This window comes from Streptomyces monticola, assembly GCF_042665355.1.
Taxonomy (GTDB): Bacteria; Actinomycetota; Actinomycetes; order Streptomycetales; family Streptomycetaceae; genus Streptomyces; species Streptomyces monticola.
In genome coordinates, this window is sequence record NZ_JBHTCF010000015.1 from 94,673 (window position 1) to 112,497 (window position 17,825).

Annotated in this window: 13 protein-coding genes and 2 pseudogenes; 6 read left to right on the plus strand and 9 right to left on the minus strand. The window is 72.4% G+C overall.

Annotated features, from left to right (window positions below):
- Positions 1-13: 13 nt before the first annotated feature.
- Complete coding sequence (locus ACFQVC_RS29560; RefSeq protein ID WP_381836267.1) at positions 14-544, plus strand: hypothetical protein; 531 nt, start codon at positions 14-16, stop codon at positions 542-544.
- Positions 545-557: 13 nt separating this feature from the next.
- Here ACFQVC_RS29560 and ACFQVC_RS29565 read toward each other — a convergent pair whose 3' ends face one another.
- From ACFQVC_RS29565 to ACFQVC_RS29575, 3 genes are all read right to left on the minus strand, one after another.
- Positions 558-2,894, minus strand: a complete 2,337-nt coding sequence (locus ACFQVC_RS29565) for an FUSC family protein (protein WP_381836269.1) — start codon at positions 2,892-2,894, stop codon at positions 558-560.
- Between the two features lie 70 nt (positions 2,895-2,964).
- Positions 2,965-4,095 carry a DUF2786 domain-containing protein gene (locus ACFQVC_RS29570; protein ID WP_381836452.1) on the minus strand — a complete coding sequence of 377 codons (1,131 nt, stop codon included), beginning with the start codon at positions 4,093-4,095 and terminating at the stop codon, positions 2,965-2,967.
- A gap of 32 nt (positions 4,096-4,127) precedes the next feature.
- Positions 4,128-4,637: a winged helix-turn-helix transcriptional regulator gene (locus ACFQVC_RS29575; protein WP_381836271.1), complete on the minus strand. Its 510-nt coding sequence runs from the start codon at positions 4,635-4,637 to the stop codon at positions 4,128-4,130.
- A gap of 48 nt (positions 4,638-4,685) precedes the next feature.
- On the opposite strand from ACFQVC_RS29575, the gene ACFQVC_RS29580 reads away from it, so the two are divergent.
- Positions 4,686-5,621 carry an NAD(P)H-binding protein gene (locus ACFQVC_RS29580; RefSeq protein WP_381836273.1) on the plus strand — a complete coding sequence of 312 codons (936 nt, stop codon included), beginning with the start codon at positions 4,686-4,688 and terminating at the stop codon, positions 5,619-5,621.
- Here ACFQVC_RS29580 and ACFQVC_RS29585 read toward each other — a convergent pair.
- Positions 5,618-6,457 carry a nitrilase-related carbon-nitrogen hydrolase gene (locus ACFQVC_RS29585; RefSeq protein ID WP_381836275.1) on the minus strand — a complete coding sequence of 280 codons (840 nt, stop codon included), beginning with the start codon at positions 6,455-6,457 and terminating at the stop codon, positions 5,618-5,620. The genes ACFQVC_RS29580 and ACFQVC_RS29585 overlap by 4 nt on opposite strands.
- Before the next feature lie 79 nt (positions 6,458-6,536).
- Entirely contained in the window at positions 6,537-7,436 is a 900-nt protein-coding gene (locus tag ACFQVC_RS29590; RefSeq protein WP_381836277.1) for an NADP-dependent oxidoreductase, read from the minus strand.
- A 180-nt stretch (positions 7,437-7,616) separates the two neighbouring features.
- Between ACFQVC_RS29590 and ACFQVC_RS29595 the strand changes: the two genes are divergently transcribed.
- A complete protein-coding gene (locus ACFQVC_RS29595; protein WP_381836279.1) occupies positions 7,617-9,323 on the plus strand; it encodes a bifunctional 3'-5' exonuclease/DNA polymerase in 1,707 nt (568 codons plus the stop codon).
- A gap of 8 nt (positions 9,324-9,331) precedes the next feature.
- On the plus strand, positions 9,332-9,973 hold the full coding sequence (locus ACFQVC_RS29600) for a TetR/AcrR family transcriptional regulator (protein ID WP_381836281.1): 642 nt from the start codon (positions 9,332-9,334) through the stop codon (positions 9,971-9,973).
- Positions 9,974-10,055: 82 nt separating this feature from the next.
- Here the strand turns inward: ACFQVC_RS29600 and ACFQVC_RS29605 are convergent, their stop codons facing one another.
- From ACFQVC_RS29605 to ACFQVC_RS29615, 3 genes are all read right to left on the minus strand, one after another.
- Positions 10,056-11,297: an alkene reductase gene (locus ACFQVC_RS29605; protein WP_381836283.1), complete on the minus strand. Its 1,242-nt coding sequence runs from the start codon at positions 11,295-11,297 to the stop codon at positions 10,056-10,058.
- A gap of 202 nt (positions 11,298-11,499) precedes the next feature.
- A complete protein-coding gene (gene argJ / locus ACFQVC_RS29610) occupies positions 11,500-12,645 on the minus strand; it encodes a bifunctional glutamate N-acetyltransferase/amino-acid acetyltransferase ArgJ (RefSeq protein WP_381836285.1) in 1,146 nt (381 codons plus the stop codon).
- Between the two features lie 485 nt (positions 12,646-13,130).
- Positions 13,131-13,847 carry a L,D-transpeptidase gene (locus ACFQVC_RS29615; protein WP_381836287.1) on the minus strand — a complete coding sequence of 239 codons (717 nt, stop codon included), beginning with the start codon at positions 13,845-13,847 and terminating at the stop codon, positions 13,131-13,133.
- 355 nt (positions 13,848-14,202) lie between these two features.
- Between ACFQVC_RS29615 and ACFQVC_RS29620 the strand changes: the two genes are divergently transcribed.
- The gene (locus ACFQVC_RS29620; RefSeq protein ID WP_381836289.1) at positions 14,203-15,714 is read left to right on the plus strand and encodes an Ig-like domain-containing protein; all 1,512 of its coding nucleotides are present in this window, start codon (positions 14,203-14,205) and stop codon (positions 15,712-15,714) included.
- Positions 15,715-16,187: 473 nt separating this feature from the next.
- On the opposite strand, the pseudogene ACFQVC_RS29625 reads toward ACFQVC_RS29620, so the two are convergent.
- Positions 16,188-16,557 (minus strand): annotated as a pseudogene (locus tag ACFQVC_RS29625) (NUDIX domain-containing protein); the annotation flags it as partial.
- Here ACFQVC_RS29625 and ACFQVC_RS29630 point away from each other — a divergent pair.
- Positions 16,548-17,767, plus strand: a pseudogene (locus ACFQVC_RS29630) (site-specific integrase); the annotation flags it as partial. The pseudogenes ACFQVC_RS29625 and ACFQVC_RS29630 overlap by 10 nt on opposite strands.
- Positions 17,768-17,825: the final 58 nt, after the last annotated feature.

The window sequence follows — 17,825 nt, forward strand, 5'->3', positions numbered from 1 at the left end:
GGGGGACTTCACCGTGCTGAAGCACGTACGCATCTGTGCCGCCGCCGCTGCCGTGGCGGCCGCTCTCGCACTGACCGGCTGCAGTGGTGACGGCGGCGGCAAGGGCAAGAAGGGCGACGAGCCCGCGGCGAGCGAGGGCGCGCAGGAAACTCCGGGCGGCGACGCCGGTGACACCGGCGGTTCGGGCGGCACCGGCTCCGACGCCAAGGGCGGGAGCCTGGACGGGGTCTGGGTGGCCGTGGCCAACGGCAAGTCCGTCGCGCTGACCATCTCCAAGGGCGGCAAGGTGGCCGCGCTCGCCGAGCTCGGCGTCGGCTCCGGCACGGGGGTCACCTGCGTCGGCAAGGCCGGTACGGAGGCGGGTACGCAGATGATCCACCTCACCTGCAAGGGCGGCGGCCAGCGGGAGATGGGCCGGGTCGAGTCCGTGGACGCCACTTCCATGAAGGTCGCGTGGGAGGGCGCCGGCACCGACGACTTCAAGAAGACCGAGAACGGGCAGCTGCCGGAGGGCATCCCCACGGAGGGGCTGCCGCAGTCCTGACCTGAACTCCTCTCTACTGGCGGGCCGTTGTCCCCTTCGGGGGCTGCGGCCCGCGGTCGTGTCCGCGGTCTTCGGGTGCCCCGCGCGGTGGGGCGTCCAGGGCGTCGGAGAGTTCCTCGAGCGATTCGAGGAGCAGCCGCCCCGCCCGGCGTACGACCCGGTCGGGTACGCCCTCGCCGTCCCACTCGCGCAGCGCCTTGCGCACCGGCTCCCAGTCGGGTGCGCGGCGTTCGCGCACGTCCTTGGCGGCCTGTTCGGTCGCCTGCCGCAGGGCGTCGGCGAGGTCGGCCGCGGGCGGCACCGGGGTGGTGCCGCGCTCCGGAAGATGGGCCTCCATCAGCATGGCGACGCGGGCGATCTGCGCGAGCGCGTGCTCGGCGCCGTCCGCCGCGGCCCGGGACAGACCGCGGTGCCGCACCGGTTCGTCCTTGGCCCGGTGCACGGCGTCCTGCCAGGCGATACGGGCGTCGCGCGCCTGCAGCAGGGATTCTCTTACGTCGGCGCAGGCACGGCCCGCGGGTTCGGCGTAGTGATGCACGACGGCGGCCGCGTAACGCCCGTCCGCCACCAGCCAGTCGGCGAGCCGGGTCCGCAGCCGCGGTGTCTCCCAGGCGGGGTAGACGGCGTACGACAGCATCGCGAGCAGCCCGCCGACCAGGGTGAGGACGACACGCTCGGGCACGGTCTGCGTCCACTCCGTACCGCCCATGCCGAGCAGGAAGACGACGTACGCGGAGATCGTCACCTGGGAGACCGCGTAGCCGGTGCGCATCAGGAGGTACGTCAGGCCCGCGCAGCAGATGGCCAGGGTCGCGGAGAGCACCGGGCCCGGGTCGGTCAGCTGGACGATGCCGGTGGCCACGGCGACGCCGATCAGGGTGCCGCCGAAGCGGGCCACGGCGCGTCCGAAGGTCTGCGAGAAGTCGGGGCGCATCACCATGACGGAGGCCATGGGCGCCCAGTAGCCGTGGCCCAACGGGAGGGCGTGGCCGATGAGATAGCCGACGACGGCCACGGTGGTGACGCGGATGGCGTGCCGTTTCACCGCCGAGTCGCCGGTGAGTTCCCGGCGCAGGGTGCGGGCGGCGACGGGGGCGAGCGCCGGGACCGTGGGGCGGACGAGGGCGATGGGGCGGGTGTCGGAGGTGGTGTGGCCCGCGGGCTGCGGTGCGGGGCCAGGTTCGGGCTGCGGTGCGGGGCCAGGTTCGGGCTGCGGTGCGGGTCCAGGTTCGGGCTGCGGTGCGGGTCCAGGTTCGGGCTGCGGTGCGGGGCCAGATGCAGGCTCCGGAGCGGGTTCCCGGGTCGGGGCGGTCGAGGAGCGGCGGCCCGTCAGGGTCAGGAGCCAGCGCCTGCCCTTCGCGGCGCTCGGCGGGTCGGCCGTTTCGATGACGTCGTCGAGGAGGGCCGCGAGACGGGTGGCGGCGCGGCCCGCGGGGCCCGTCAGGATCGCGCCGGTGTCCGGGGTCCTCAAAGCCGCCAGGGCCGCCGCGGGCAGCTGCGGCGGTTCCCCGTGGCGGATCGCGTGGGCCGCGGCGTCGAGCACGGCGGCCGCGGCGGCCAGGAGTTCACGGACGCGGTCGCGCTCCACGCCCTCCGCCGGTACGCCGACGGCCGGGTCGGCGAGCGAGGCGAGCACCGGCCGGACACGTTCGGCGAGGCCGCGGGCGCCGTGGAGTTCGGCGGGGCGGCGGCGGGCCTGACGCGGGGTGACCGCGGCAGCGTCGCGGGCGGCCATCAGCGGGGCCGGGTCGAAAGGGGCGACCGGGTCGTGGCGGAGACGGCGGGCGTAGTCGGCCTCGGCGGCCAGGGCGTCGGCGAGGGCGTCGCGCTGGGCGCCCCATCTGCGTACCGGGAAAAGGACGATGAGGGTGGCCTGCACCAGGCCGCCGGCCGCGATCATCGCCGCGTGGCCCGCGGCCGCGGCGACCGTCGTCGGAAGGGTCACGGTGACCAGCATCATCGCCACGTTCGACGAGGCGATGATGCCGACCGTGGGGCCGACGGACCAGCTCAGTCCCGCGAGGAAGGTCCACAGGGCGAGCAGCGCCATGAAGAGGACCAGGTGGGAGGCGCTGAGATAGCCGAGGAAGGTGCTGATGCCGAGGCTCACACCGGAAGCGAGGGCGAGCACCGGGCGCGGGCGCCAGCTCCGCTGGAACGTGGCGATGGCCGCCTGGAAGGCACCGAACGCGGAGCTCACGGCGACGGCGGGGCCGAACAGGGCGAGGCTGACGCCCACGACAATCGCGAGCCCCGCGGCGGCGCGGAGAGTGATGAGCGGCTCAAGGCGCCGCCGCTCGACCTTGAGGCCCGAGCGGGCGGTCTCCTTCAACGCTCGTAGCCAGCTCACTCCGTGAGGATACGTCGTATTCCGGGACAAGCTGGGCTGGGGGCTCCAAGGGCAGGCGAGGCCTTCGGGGTCACACCCCGTGAGCGCGGTCCGCTGCCGCTGTGCCCTCCGTCCAGCCTGCCGCGTCCTGGGCGGAGCGGACCCGGGTGGTGGTGGTCCGGGGGAACATCTCCTCCGTGCGGCCCGCGACCGCCACGTCGCGGGCGGCCAGGACGGGCAGCAGGTCGTCCGCGGCCACCGCCGTGACCTCGGCCGATGTGGCCGTCAGCCGGGTGCCGACGCGATGGGCGTAGGCGAGCAGGAAGGACTGCCGGAACGTCTTCGTGCGCTTGCGGCCGCCCGCGCGCTGGGCCGCCTCCGCCTTGGTCATCGCCGATGTCGCCTGCACGAGCAGCGAGGTGTGGAGCAACTCCACCGCGTCCAGGTCGGTTTCGAAACCGACGACCGTCGAGAAGCCGAACGCCTCGTTCCACACCGCGCGGCAGCGGTTCGCCTCGGCCACCGCGTCAAGGAGGATCGCCTTGGCCGCCTCGTAGGGCGCGTCGACGCCGATCCGGCGGGCGGCCGGGGTGTCCGTGGCGTGGGCACGATGGGCCAGGAGCGCCTCGTCGATCCCCTGCCGCGCCATCAGCTCCTGCGCCTTCGCGGTGAGCGCCTCCGCCTCCTCCGGGTAACCGGTCGCCTCGGCCTTGGCGAGCAGGGCCCGGATCCGCGACAGCATCCGGGGTTCCGCATGCGTGGACGGCACGTGCACGGGCGTGCCGGGCGCGGGACCCACCGGCTCGATCGCGGGCAGCCGGAGCAGCAGCCGGTACAGCTCCAACAGGGCCGTCGCGTACAGGAATCGGTCACCGCGCGGGCCGGGTACGGGCAGCTCCGCGACCTGGGCGTCCCAGCGCGGCGGCAGGCCCTGCTTCACATAGCGCCGCACCTCGCTCCTGATCAGCTCCGCCGCGATCTCCGCGTGCCGTTCCGCCAGCTCGCGGCGGACCATCCGGACGATGTCGGCGGGCTCCCAGCCGCGCTGCCAGGCGGCGCGCACGAACTCCTCGCCGCGGCGCAGCGCCTCGCGCACATGGGCAGGGCCGGCGGTGAGCAGGGCGGCGCCCGCGTCCACCCCGGCCTCGGCACCCATGCCCGCCCCTGCCTCACCGCCCGCGTACAGCGCGGTCGCGAAGGCCCGGTCCACGGCATCGGTCACCGCCTCGGTACCGGCGTCGTTCACGGCATCGCTCACGGGGCGGCCTGCGCCTCGTCGGCGGGCGTGCGGGTGCCGTCGGCGGCCTTGCGGGTGTCGTAGGCGGCGCGGGCCTCCGCGATGGCCGGGCGGTGGGCGATGGACCAGTCCGAGAGCGCCTTGAGGAGATGGGTCATGCTGTGGCCCATCGCGGTCAGTTCGTACTCGACCTGCGGCGGCACCGTCGGATACACGGTGCGCGTGAGGAGGCCGTCGCGCTCCAGGCGGCGCACCGTCAGGGTGAGCATGCGCTGCGACACGGGCCCCGGGATGCGGCGCTGCAGCTCCTTGAACCGCAGTACGCCCGCGGCGAGTTCGACCAGGACGTACACCGACCACTTGTCGCCGAGGCGGTCCAGGACGTCCCGCACCCCGCACTCGTCCTGCGGGGTCTCGCAGCTGATCACCGGTTCGGCGATCCGGCCCGGGACCGGGCCCGGGGGACCTGAGGGGCCTGAGGGGCCTGAGGGGCCCGGGGTGGTTACCTCGGTGTGCCCTGCTGACATGAAAGTGCCTCCTTACGCGACCACGCGCCGCCGAGCACGATAATCCCCATGCTTCTGATCACCGGCGCCACGGGCGCACTCGGCAGACTCGTCACCGCACGCCTCACCGGCCGTGACGATGTGCCACCGGTCGTCGTCGGCACCCGCTCCCCCGGCCCCGGGCAGCGCCGTATCGACTTCGACGACCCCGCTTCCCTGGGCCCCGGCCCCTCCTCCAGCCCTTCCTCCTCCAGCCCTTCCTCCTCCAGCGCCTCCTCCTCCAGCCCTTCCTTCGGTCTCTCCGGTGTGGACACCGTCCTGATGATCTCCGCGGGCGCCGCCGAGGACGATGTCGTGATCACACGGCACGAGGCCCTCATATCCGCCGCCGAGAAGGCCGGCGTGCGCCAGATCGTCTACACCAGCCTGAGCGGCGACGGCGACCATCTGACGTACGCACTCGCCCACCGCTGGACCGAGCGCAGGCTGCGCGACTCCTCGCTGCAGTGGACGATCCTGCGCAACGGCCTGTACGCCGAGTTCCTCGCCGCCGTCGCCGCGCCGGGCGCCGACGGCACCATCGCGGCCCCGCTCGGCGAGGGCCGGCTCGCGGCGGTGGCCCGCGCCGACCTGGCGGAAGTGGCCGCGCGCGTGGCGGCCGACAGCGCGGCGCACGCCGGGAAAGTGTACGAGCTGGTGGGTGAAGTGGCCCTCGGCGGAGCCGAGCTGGCGGCCGCCGTGGGCGGCACGTACGAGCCCTCGGGGCTCGCGGCGACCCGTGCGGCGATCACGGCGGCCGGGCAGGCGCTGCCGTTCCAGGTGCCGATGCTGATGAGTACGTACTCCTCGATCGCGGGCGGTTTCATGGACGGCGCCTCGATCGGCCCGCGAGCGGCCGGCGCGCTGCGGACCCTGCTCGGCCGTGCGCCGGAACCGGCGCTCGATGTGTATGCGCGGACGGTCCGGGCGGCGCAGGCGGACCATCGGGCCGCGCAGGGCGCCTAACTGTCGCCGCCCTCGTCGATCAAGCGGCGCACCTCACGGTCCACCATCCCCAGCCTGGCCTCCGCGACCAGCGGGACCGCGCGCCGCTGCCGCCGCGCCTCGTGTACGTCGATGTCGACGGTGACGAGCGCGGGCTCCCACTTGGGCGCCTGCGCGACGACGGTGCCGCGCGGGTCGACGACACGCGAACCGCCCCAGAAGGAGGCCCCGTTCTCGTTGCCTACGCGGTTCACGAAAACCACCCATGCCTGCAGCATGCGGGCCGTGTAGGACAGCAGCGTGTCCCAGTACAGGCCGGTGTCCATGGCCTCCGGGTCGAGGCTCGCGGCGCTGTTCGTCGGTACGACGATGACCTCGGCGCCGTCCTGCACGGCCAGCCACGGCAGGACCGGCTGCCAGGCGTCGTTGCAGACCAGGGTCGCCGCCCGGCCGTGCCCGCCCGGCAGGTCGTACGCCCGCAGGGACTGCCCGGGGCTGACGTGCTTGCGCTCTTCCCAGGCAAGGTAGTTGGGGAGATACAGCTTGCGGTGCGGGTGCAGCAGCTCGCCCTGCGCGTAGTAGGCCGAGGTGTTGTACGCGCGCAGGCTCGTGTGCTCGTGCAGGCCCACGAGGACATCCGCGCCGTGCGTGCTCAGCTCCAGCAGGCGCGGGTCCCTCGCCTCGACGGACGTATCCCGCTTCAGGCCGCCGAGGTGGTAGCCGTGCAGGCTGAGTTCCGGGAAGACGACGAGGTCGGCGCCCTGCGCCACGGACTGCTCGATCTGCTCACGGGCGGTGCCGAGGTTCTGCTCGACCTCGCCGAGCACACAGTCGGTCTGCGCAAGGGCCACACGCATCGGGGCTCCCTCATCACGTATCCCCCGCCGTCCACTTTCTCCCTCTACGTTACGTACGTCCGCCGCTCATGGCAGCAGCTCATGGCAGCAGCACCAGCTTCCCTCGCACATGTCCGGCCTCGCTCAGCTCCAGGGCCTTGGCCGCCTCGGCCAGCGGGCGGGTCCCCGCGACCGGTACCCGTACCCCCGCCTCGACCGCACGCCGTACCGCCTCGACGGCCGCCGCGTCATGCGCACCGCCCCGCGAGAAGGTGATCCCGAGGCCGGGCGCGGCCATGTCGGCGATGGTCACGATGCGTTCCTTCGTACCGCCTCGCAGCTCGACGGAGTCCTCCAGGGCGCCCCTGCCGGCGACGTCGAAGACCGCGTCCACCGTGGCGGTGACCTCGCGTACGCGGTCCACCAGGCCTTCGCCGTACGCGACGGGCAGCGCGCCGAGGGAGCTCAGATAGGCGTGATTGGCGGGCGACGCGGTGCCGATGACCCGGGCGCCGCGGGCCAGGGCGAGCTGCACACCCGCCGAGCCGACGGCCCCGGCGGCGCCGTGCAGGAGCAGCGTGTCCCCCGCGCCGACGCCCAGGAGGTCCAGGACCCGGGTCGCGGTCTCGCAGGCCACGGGCAGCGCGGCGGCCTGCGCCCAGTCGAGTCCAGCGGGCTTGCGGACGACCGCGCTCGCCAGGGCGTACTCGGCGTACGCACCGGTCTCGGTCCAGCCGAACACCTCGTCGCCGACGCTCCACGCGGTGACGCCGGGCCCGACCGCGTCGACGACACCGGCAGCCTCGCTGCCGGGCACGGCGGGCAGCGGGGTCGGCATATACGGCTGCATCCAGCCGTTGCGGATCTTGTAGTCGATGGGGTTCACCGCGGCGGCCTCGATCCGCAGGCGCAGCTGCCCGGGGCCCGGCTGCGGTGCCCCGGTCTCGGTGAGGCACAGGACCTCGGGTCCACCGAACCGGTCGTAGCGGATCGCTCTCATACCGCCGCTCCTCGCTCCTGGGTACGTGGCGTTCGTGGCATCCACGGATACGTGACGTTCGTGTCGTCCACGGATACGTGACGTTCGTGTCGTCCACGACGCACGGATGTGGCGCCGTACAGGCGTACTGGCGTACTGGCGTACAGCCTCACTGTCAGTACCCCCTGCCACACTCGGCTCATGAGCGAGCGGTGGGTGATCGCCCTGACGGCGGACGGCGGCGCGCAGCTCGTCCCGCTCACCGCTGACGGGCGCCCGTCGGGCGAGGTGGCCGAGGAGCCGGACGCGGCCGAGGCGGTGCGGCGGCGCCCGGAGGTGACGCGGTGGGTGTGGCGGTCCACCGCGGAGATCTATCCGCTGCTGCTCGCGGCGGGCGTGCGCGTGGAGCGGTGTTACGACATCGAGGACGCCGAGCAGCTGCTCCTCGGCCACGAGGGCCGGCTCGGCGAGCCCCGGTCCGCGGCCGCCGCGTGGGCCCGGCTCCACCACAGGCCCGTGCCGCCCGATCCGCCGCAGCGCTCCGCCGAGCCCGGCGCGCAGTCCTCGCTCTTCGAGCCCGGCCCCGTGCACGTACCGCTGGAAGGCCTCATCGAGGTGTACGCCGACCAGTTGGCACGGCACGAGCGGGCCGCACACCCCGGCCGGATGCGGCTGCTCACCGCGTCCGAGTCGGCGGGCATGCTGGTGGCCGCCGAGATGAACACGGCGGGCCTGCCGTGGAGCGCGGACGTGCACAAGGAAGTGCTGCACGAACTGCTCGGGGAGCGGTACGCGGGCGGTGGCGAGCCGCGCCGCCTGGCCGAGCTCGCGGACGAGGTGTCCACGGCGTTCGGCCGGCGCGTGCGCCCCGATCTGCCCGCGGATGTCGTGAAGGCCTTCGCGCAGGCGGGCATCCGGATCAGGTCCACCCGGCGCTGGGAGATCGAGGGCATCGACCACCCGGCCGTCGCCCCGCTGATCGAGTACAAGAAGCTGTACCGCATCTGGGTCGCCCACGGCTGGTCCTGGCTGCAGGACTGGGTGCGCGACGGCCGCTTCCGGCCCGGGTATCTGCCGGGCGGCACGGTCACCGGGCGCTGGGTGACCAACGGCGGCGGGGCGCTGCAGATCCCCAAGGTGATCAGGCGTGCGGTCGTCGCGGACCCGGGCTGGCGGCTCGTGGTCGCCGACGCCGACCAGATGGAGCCCCGGGTGCTCGCGGCGATCTCCCGCGACCCGGGCCTGATGGAGGTCGCGGGCCGCACGGACGACCTCTACCAGACGGTCTCCGACCGGGCGTTCGCCGGTGACCGCGAGATGGCCAAGCTGGCCGTGCTCGGCGCGGTGTACGGCCAGACGTCGGGCGACGGCCTGAAGAACCTGGCGCTGCTGCGGCGGCGCTTTCCGCGCGCGGTGGCGTATGTCGACGACGCGGCGCGGGCCGGCGAGGAGGGACGGCTCGTACGCACCTGGCTCGGCCGCACCTGTCCGCCCGCGGTGGGTGCGGGTGAGGCGGAGGAGGCGGGCATTCCGGTGCCGGCCGACGAGGGCGCGGCGGCGGTGGACGGTGCGGGGGACACCGCCGATGAGTGGGTGCCGGGGTACGCCTCGACCAACACCCGCGCCCGCGGCCGTTTCACGCGAAACTTCGTCGTCCAGGGCAGCGCATCCGACTGGGCCCTGGTGCTGCTCGCCGCGCTCCGCCAGGAGACCGCGGACATGGCGGCCGAGCTGGTCTTCTTCCAGCACGACGAGGTGATCGTGCACTGTCCGGCCGAGGAGGCGCAGACAGTGGTCGAGGCCATCGCGCGGGCCTCGGAGCGCGCCGGGCGGATCGTCTTCGGCGAGACGCCGGTGCGTTTTCCGTTCAGTCCGGCGGTGGTGGAGTGCTACGCGGACGCGAAATAGTGATCGGCATGACCGAGCCCACGCGCCCGCGCCCGCAACCGCCCGTGCACGTGCAAGCGCAGGCGCCCGTGCAAGCACAGGCGCAAGCGGCCAAGAGCGGCACCCGGCAGCGCATCGTCGACGCCGTGCTCCGCATCATCGGCGAGGACGGCGTGGCCGCGGTCACCAACCGGCGGATCGCGAAGGAGGCCGGGGTCTCCCTCGGCTCGGTCACCTATCACTTCACGGCCCAGGACGAGCTGCTGCGCGAGGCCCTGCTGCACTTCGTCGCCGAGGAGACCCGGCGCTTCACCGAACTCGCCGACCGCTCACGCGCCGACGGCGTCGACCTCGCGGGCGCCGCGGCGCTCGTGGGCCAGGTCGCGGGCGGTACGGAGTTCGACAGCACCCAGATCGCACCGTTCGAGCTCTACATCCAGGCGGGCCGCGACGAACGGCTGCGCGCCGCGGCCGCCGAGTGCTTCGCGGCGTACGACCGCCTCGCCGCCCAGATCCTCACCGCCCTCGGCGTCCCCGACCCCGACCGGCTCGCGGCCACCGCCGTCGCCCTGGTCTTCGGCCAGCAACTGCGCCGTCTGGCGACGGGCTCACCGGCCGAGGAACTGGTGGACGCGTTGTTGCTGCTCACTCGGGGGACTACGGGTCCCTGATGGGCCCCAGGTGGGCAGACCGGCCCTCAGCACAACCTGGCGGACGGCCAGTTGGAGCTGCACACCGCCGCGCCCCGGCCCTTCAGGACGCCACAGGCACCGCGGACACCTCGGAGAAAGCGGCGGCCTCGGGCACGGCGGAGATCTCGGGCACCGGGGCGGCCTCCGGGGACGCCTCCGCCCAAGTCGCGCCCAGGGTCGCGTCCAGGGTCGGGTAGTCCGTGTACCCGTCCGCGCCGCCCGCGTACATCTGGCCCTTGTCCCGCAGCGGGTTGAGCGGCGCCCCGATGGCGAGACGCTCGACCAGGTCGGGGTTGGCGAGGAACGCGCGGCCGAGCGAGATCAGGTCGGCGCCCGCGGCGAGCAGCCGCTCACCGGCCTGCTTGCCGCCGTCCGCGGGCAGCGGCACGCCCCAGCCGAGCAGCGGGTTGGCGATCAGCGTGCCGGGCCAGGCGGCACGGATCTCCCGGAAGAGGGCGGAGTCCGGCTCGGCGAAGACGACGTGCAGGTAGGCGAGGCCCGCGCCCGCCAACTCCCCCACCAGCGCCCGGTAGATGCTGTCGGTGTCGCCCTCGTCCATGCCGTTGACCGTGAGTCCGGGCGAGATCCGCACGCCCACCCGTTCGGGGCCGATCTCGGCGGCGACGGCGCGGACCACTTCGAGGGCGAACCGGATGCGGTGGGCCACGGGACCGCCGTACGCGTCGGTCCGGCGGTTGGTGCCCTGCCCGAGGAACTGGTGGATGAGATAGCCGTTCGCCGCGTGCACCTCGACCCCGGCGAAGCCCGCGTCGATCGCCCTGCGCGCGGCGGCCGCGAAGTCGGCCACCGTCGCGTGGATCTCGTCGAGGGTCAGCTCGCGCGGTGTGACCGCGTCCTGGTGACCACTCGGAGTGTGGATGCCCTCCGGGAGCGGGACCGGCGACGGCGCGACCGGCGTGTGCCCGCTGTTGTCGGGGTGCCCGACCCGCCCGCCGTGCTGGATCTGCAGGAACATCCGCCCGCCGGCGGCCCGTACCGCCCCGGTGACCTGGCGCCAGCCGGCCACGTGGGCGTCGTTGTGGATCGCGGTGATGTTGGGGTACGTCTGCCCGACGGCGTTCGGCGTGGCGGCTTCGGCGATGATCAGGCCGGCCGAGGCACGCTGCGCGTAGTAGGTCGCCATGATCGACTGCGGTACGCCGTCGGCCGCGGCCCGGTTACGGGTCATCGGCGCCATCACCAGCCGGTTGGGCAGCCGCAGCGCCCCGAGGCGGGCGGGCTCGAAGAGGCGGGACGCGGCGGGGACGTGCTGCGCTTCCGGGGCGGCGGCGGTCGTGGTCATCTCAGGGCTCCCTGTCGGGTGTGGTGCGTGCCGCGCGCTGAGCTCCGCGGCTGCGTTCGGTTCCTCCGCTTACAGGGATGACTCTGCTCCGGAGCCCTTCGGAGGGGCTGATGATCCGCTGACGGGCGCCCGCGGGCGACCAGCCAGGCCTCACCCCTCACCCCTCACCCCTCACCCCTCACCCCCGCCCCGGCCCCGCCCCTCAGGTCGTGTAATCGGCGTTGATCTTCACGTACCCCTCGGTGAGATCACACCCGTAGACGGTGAACTCCCCCTCACCGATGCCCAGTTCGACCCCGATGACGACCTCGCTCCCGCCCAGATACGCGGCGGCCTCGTCCAGCACCGCCTCGGTCACCTCCTCCGGATACATCGCGATGTCCCCGAACCGGATCCGTACGCGCCCGGGATCGATATCGCTCTCGGCGTCCAGCTTGCCGATCGCCATGGCGACCCGCCCCCAGTTCGGGTCGCAGCCGTGCACCGCCGTCTTGACCAGGGGCGAGTTGACCACGCTCTTGCCGACCCGCTTGGCCTGCGCGGTGTCCCGGGCCCCGGTGACACGCACCTCGATGAGCTTGCTCGCCCCCTCGCCGTCCGACGCGATCTCCCGCACGAGGCGCAGCGCACACGCGTACAGCACCTGCTCGAAAGCGCCGGGATCCACAGGACCGGCAAGGCCGTTGGCGAAAACGGCGGCGGTGTCGCTCGTGGAGGTGTCGGTGTCGATGCTCAGGGCGTTGAACGTACGGTCCATCACGCGCCGGAACAGCGCGTCGAGGCGGTCCGCCGGCAGCTCGGCGTCGGTGAAGAAGAAGGTGAGCAGCGTGGCCATATCCGGCTCGATCATGCCCACGCCCTTGGCGATACCGGTGAGCACGGCGTCCCCGCAGCGCACGGTCACCAGCTTGGCGCGGGTGTCCGTCGTCATGATCGCCGCGGCCGCCGCCCCGAAGTCCGCCTCGGGCAGCGGCCGTTCGAGCCGCGCGATCCCCTCCCGTACCCGCTCCATCGGATACCGCCGCCCGATCACCCCGGTCGACGCGACCACAAGCTCCTCGGGCGCGACACCCGCGAGCCCGGCGACGGCGCCGCGCACCTCGGCCGCGTCCTGCGCCCCCACCGCACCGTTGGCGACATTGGCGTTGCCCGAGATGACGACCATCCCCCGGCTCCGCTGCAACGGGGCGTCCCGCCGGCTGAGTTCCACGCTCGGCCCGGCAAACCGCGACCGGGTGAACACCGCCGCGGAGCGCGCCGGCACCTCGGACACCACCACGGCGAAGTCATCACCCCCACCCTTGACCCCGAGCCGCCCGGCCACCCCACGAAACCCCTGCGGACCCATCCCACGCCACCTCTCCACCTCGAATGAATATGCAAACTCCTACATACTCATACCCCATGGGCCGCACGAAGCCCACCGAGTTCCGCCTCGGCCGACTCAGGGCATGAAAAAGCCCCAGGTCACGGCGAGTGAGTCCTGGGGCTGATCCGAGCCGCCTTCGGGATTCGAACCCGAGACCTACGCATTACGAGGACGGTAGCGATCATGACGGCATGTGCCGCGCGGTCGCGGCAGGTCCCGTTTTCGCAGATCAGAGCACCTGCCGCCGTCCGGCTGCGTACATCCCGTGCCGCACTGTCCACAGGCATCCGCGCTCCCCTTGCGCTCCCCTGAGTCCGCTTCGTAGCTACGGCACGCCAGGCAGCCACCGCCGTCCTGGACTCGAGTGCCTCTTGTTCGTCCTCAACAAAGCGGGATGCTTGCTGGCCCGGCCTTCGTTCCGAGGCAGAAAGAAGAGGGAGATGCCTGCTCGCTGAACGCCGTACTCACCGCAGAGGTTTGCGCCCGAAGACGTAGACGTAGTCCCAGACGCCCAGCGCCCTCCACAGGCGAGCCGCGTCCTTGGGCCGGAGATTGATGCAGCCCGCCGAGCCCGGCCCGGAGAAGAGATTGCTGTACGAGCCGTGCAGGGCCTGGCCCCCGGAGAAGTACTGGGAGTGCGGCATCGGGGTGTTGTCGTACAGGGTGGAGATCTCGTTCTTCTTCTTGCGGAAGACCTGATGCCAGCCGCGCCGCGTCTCCTTGCCCGGGCGTCCGGTACGGATCGGCACCACCCCGTACGTGATCTTCCTGCCCTTCTGCACCCACATCAGCTGACGCGTCAGATCCACGCAGGCCACCCGGCGCTTGCGGACCGGGCAGCGGGAGCCGACACCGGGCTTCTTGCGGGCCTGCGCCACCACGGCCATGTACCGGGTCGCGCCGCTCGCGTACCCGTTGGCCGGTGAGATGCCCTCGCGCCGCTGGAACGCCTGGATCGCGGCGCACTCCGCCGAGGACTGGTGCCCGTCGACGCGCAGCCTCAGCAGCCGCTCGACCTCTTTCTGGTACGGGCCCGCCACATCCACGACGCAGCGCTTGGGCGCCTCGGCGGCCTGGGCCGGCGCGGCGCCGAGGACCGTGGCGAGTGCGCCGCCGGCGACGGTGAGGGCGAGCGGTGCCCACAGCGAAGGACGAAGGGCCGGTGGGGAGGTCACGAACACGGTGCGGCTCCAGTGGGGGGCGGTGGCCTCGGGTCGGGTGCCGGTCCATCACAGACTGCGGTGCGATCATCCGATGGGCTGGCGCGCCGACCTGTGTGGCGCGGCCCCTCGTTTGGCCTCTCCGGCCCGCAGGGCGGCGGCACCTGGCCTTGACGCAGGGCTGGGCCAGACGTGGCGCAAGCGGGGCCCGGCGCAGGGCCTACCGGGTTGCTTGTCTCACCCGAAGAGCCTCTTATGTTGATGGCGCGGAAGAGCCGGTCCATGCGGGGCGATATCGGTTGGTCCGAGGTGTGACGAGCGGTATACCGCGGGCACTTCGGACCTCCCGTCCTCGATTCGCAGGAGACCCTGACAGATGCGCATGTTGTTGCAACGCAGATCCGTGTGGGTGGCGATCACCACCGCGGCTGCCCTGGCGGCCGGTGGGCAGTCGGCACTGGCGGTGCAGGCCGCACCGGAACAGACCGACCTGGCCCGTGGCCGAGCCGCGTGCACCCCCACGGCTCCGTACACGGGGTGCCAGGAGTTCACGTTCACCGGCGCCGAGCAGACGTTCCCTGTCCCGGACCGCGCCATCCAGGTCGAGGCCGAGCTGAAGGGCGCGGGCGGCGGAGGCAGCGCCGCGGCGGCCCCCGCCGGCGGCGACCAGCAGGCCGGTGACGGCGGCACCACCAAGGCCACCCTGCCGGTGAAGCCGGGCGACGACCTCACCATCACGGTCGGCGGCGGTGGCCGGACCGGGTCCACCACCAACTCGGCGGGCACACAGCGACGCGGCGGCTTCGGCGGCGGCGGGCACGGCGGATGGTCGGGGCGTTCCGGCGGTGGCGGCGGTGGCCTCAGCGGGGTCGCCAAGGGCACCACCCAGCTGGTGATCGCCGGTGGCGGCGGTGGCGCGCCGGGCGGCAGCGCACAGCCCGGGGCCGCCGGCGGCGACGGCGGTGGTACGGCCGGACAGGGTCTGACCATCCCCGCGGTGGGCGGTGGCGGCACGCAGACCGCCGGCGGCGCCGGCGGCACTCCGATGGGCCACTGCAATATCGCTGGTCAGGCAGGCACCGCGCTCAAGGGCGGGAACGGCGGCACGATCGGCATGAGCGGCACCCAAGACGCCGCCGGCGGTGGTGGCGGCGGCTGGTTCGGCGGCGGCGGTGGCGGTTGCTCCCCCGACGCCAACCCGTTTGGTGAAGGTGGTGGCGGCGGCGGCTCCGGCTACGTCAACACCGGTGCCGGCGTGAACGGCACCACCACGGTCGGCGGTGGCGGCGCGGGCGGTACCAACCAGAAGGACGGCACCAACGGCACCGTCAAGATCCAGTGGAAGGAGCTGAAGCCCCCGGCCATCACCGGCCCGGCCGACGGCTCCAGCGCTCCGGGCGACGGGCCGATCAAGGGCACGGGCGAGCCGGGCGCGACCGTCACGGTGAAGGACAAGAACGGCAACACCATCTGCACCGCCAAGGTCCAGGCGGACGGCAGCTGGTCCTGCACCCCGAGCAAGCCGCTGCCCTGCGGTCCGAACGAGCTGACGGCCACGCAGGAGAAGGGCGGTGTCACCTCCGAGCCGGAGAAGATCACGTTCAACGCCGGCCAGCCCTGCATCAGCCCGCCCCAGCCGCCGGTCATCACCAAGCCCTCCCCGCCCACGGGGACCAGCAAGTCCCCCGGCAAGGTGACTGTGCGCACCCAGACCGGCGAGGTCGTCTGCACGGCGACCGTGGGCGCCGACGGCAAGTGGTCCTGCCCGCCGGGCAAGCCGCTGCCGCCGTGCACCGAGCTGACCGCAACGGTCACCAAGGACGGTGCGACCTCCAAGCCGTCGAAGGTGGCCCGCACCTACTGCCCGCCGAAGTACGGCAAGAAGTAGGAAACTTGTCTCTCCCCATCAACCATGGGGAGAGTTCCTGGCTGGGCGAGCTCGGCCGGGAAGCTATGTGAGGCAGGGCCTCTGGTTACAGCGCGACGGCGGCGGAAGCCACCTCGTGTGACCGGAGGCCCTGCTGATGCCGTCGTACTTGTCTTGCCCTCGGGGTTCGGGTCGGCGCCGCCGATATGCGATCTTCCGCTCACCGGTTCAGGAGCGCAGGCGACTGGCCGCACCTGGAGGACACGGGCCGCACGCTGCGTTCGGGGAGACTCACGCCCGTCAACCGATATGGGAGTGGACTGGGAGGCGGCGCTGTTTCATGCCCCGTTCGATAGCGGGTGTGCCGGGCTCTCCCCGGCCACCATGGCGCCGCAACGTCAGTACAGCGCGCGGGGATCTACCTGACTGTCAGCACGCCCGAGAGTTCATCCGGGTGCCGGACGTCGACACTGGCCACTCGTGCACGAGCCGCCCTACTGCCAGCCATCCAAGGAGAATTGAGGGCCGTCCTCGAGGTAACGATGGAGAGCGCTCGCGGTGGTGTCCACGAATTCGTCGGGGATGGTGTCGGTGGCAACCCAGCGGACCTGGGCGTGCTTGCGCGGTTCACGGTTCTCGGGCTCGCCGGTCCACTCATGTGCGGCGAAGACGACGGTGAGGAAGCCGTTGGGGGCCTCAACTCCCCATGCCCCGTGGAAGATGTGGGCAACCTTCAGGGCTTCTGGCCTCACCGTCAGACCGGTCTCCTCGTACAGTTCACGCACCGCGGTCTCGGTGATCGGCTCGCCCGGTTCGCTTTTGCCGACTGGGCAGGTCCCACATGCCCTGCGCGAAAGAAGCGCCTGCGCGCCGGCGGCTACGCCCGCTACGAGGTCGACGTGCGCGTCCACCTCAAGCCTCACCTGGGCGAGATACGCCTCGACAGGCTCAACGTGCCCCATCTGGACCGCATGTTCGACGTCATCAACGAGGCGAACATCGAGATCCAGGAGCAGAACGCTCAACGGTACGCGGCAGTAGCCGAGTTGAAGGCCATCCCGTGGATGGGTGCGGAGAACCGGGCTCGCCGCAAGTGGGTGAAGGCCGCCATCGACGAGATGCCGCCGTTCCGTCGGGTGACCAGCGTCAACACGCAGCACCACATCAGGGCCACCCTGCGCGCCGCGCTCAACACGGCCATCGCGCAGCGCATCATCCCCAACTACAACCCGGCGGAACACGTCGAGCTGCAGCCCGGCACCAAGCCCAAGGCCCTCATCTGGACCGAGGAGCGCGTGACCGCTGGCTGGCCACCGGGGTAAAGCCCAGCCCGGTGATGGTCTGGACGCCAGAGCAGACCGGCATCTTCCTGGACCATGTCACCGGCCACCGCCTGGAGGCCATGTGGCGGCTGATCGCGTTCCGCGGCCTGCGGCGTGGCGAAGGCTGCGCACCACGGTGGATCGACTTCTCGAAGAAGAGTCGATCGCTGGAGATCGCCACACAGCTCGTCCAGGACGGCTGGGAAATCCTCGAAGGACTCCCCAAGACCAACAGCGGCATCCGCTCCGTGGCGCTCGACGAGGAGACCGTCGACCTCGTCGAGGTACGCCGGCGCCTCCAGGAGAAGGAGCGGCGCGAGTGGGGTGATGCCTGGAAGGACACGGGCCGCATCTTCACCGAGGAGGATGGTTCCCTGCTCCACCCCGGCAAGATCTCCGATCTCTTCGACCGCTTGATCACCGAGGCTGGCCTCCCGCCCATCCGCCTCCACGACCTGCGCCACGGCGCCGCGACCCTCGTGCTCGCCGCAGGCGTCGACATCAAGGTCGTCTCCGAGACGCTGGGCCACAGCGACACGCGCATCACACGCGACGTCTACCAGGCCGTCCTCGACGACCTCGCCCGAGCGGCAGCCGAAGCCGTGGTCAAACTCGTCCCCCGCGCCCCACGTGCCATCCGCTCGGCGATCGAGCTGCACGCCGCGCGACCTTCAATCCCCCTCGGCGCCTCGCCCGGATGCTCCTGCGAGTGCACCTGTGGGGCAGCCGCCCGCCCCGTACACACTGCTTGATCAGGTGATGGGGCTTACGCCTCTGATCTTCCCCAGCACTGCCGTGCCAGCCTTGTCC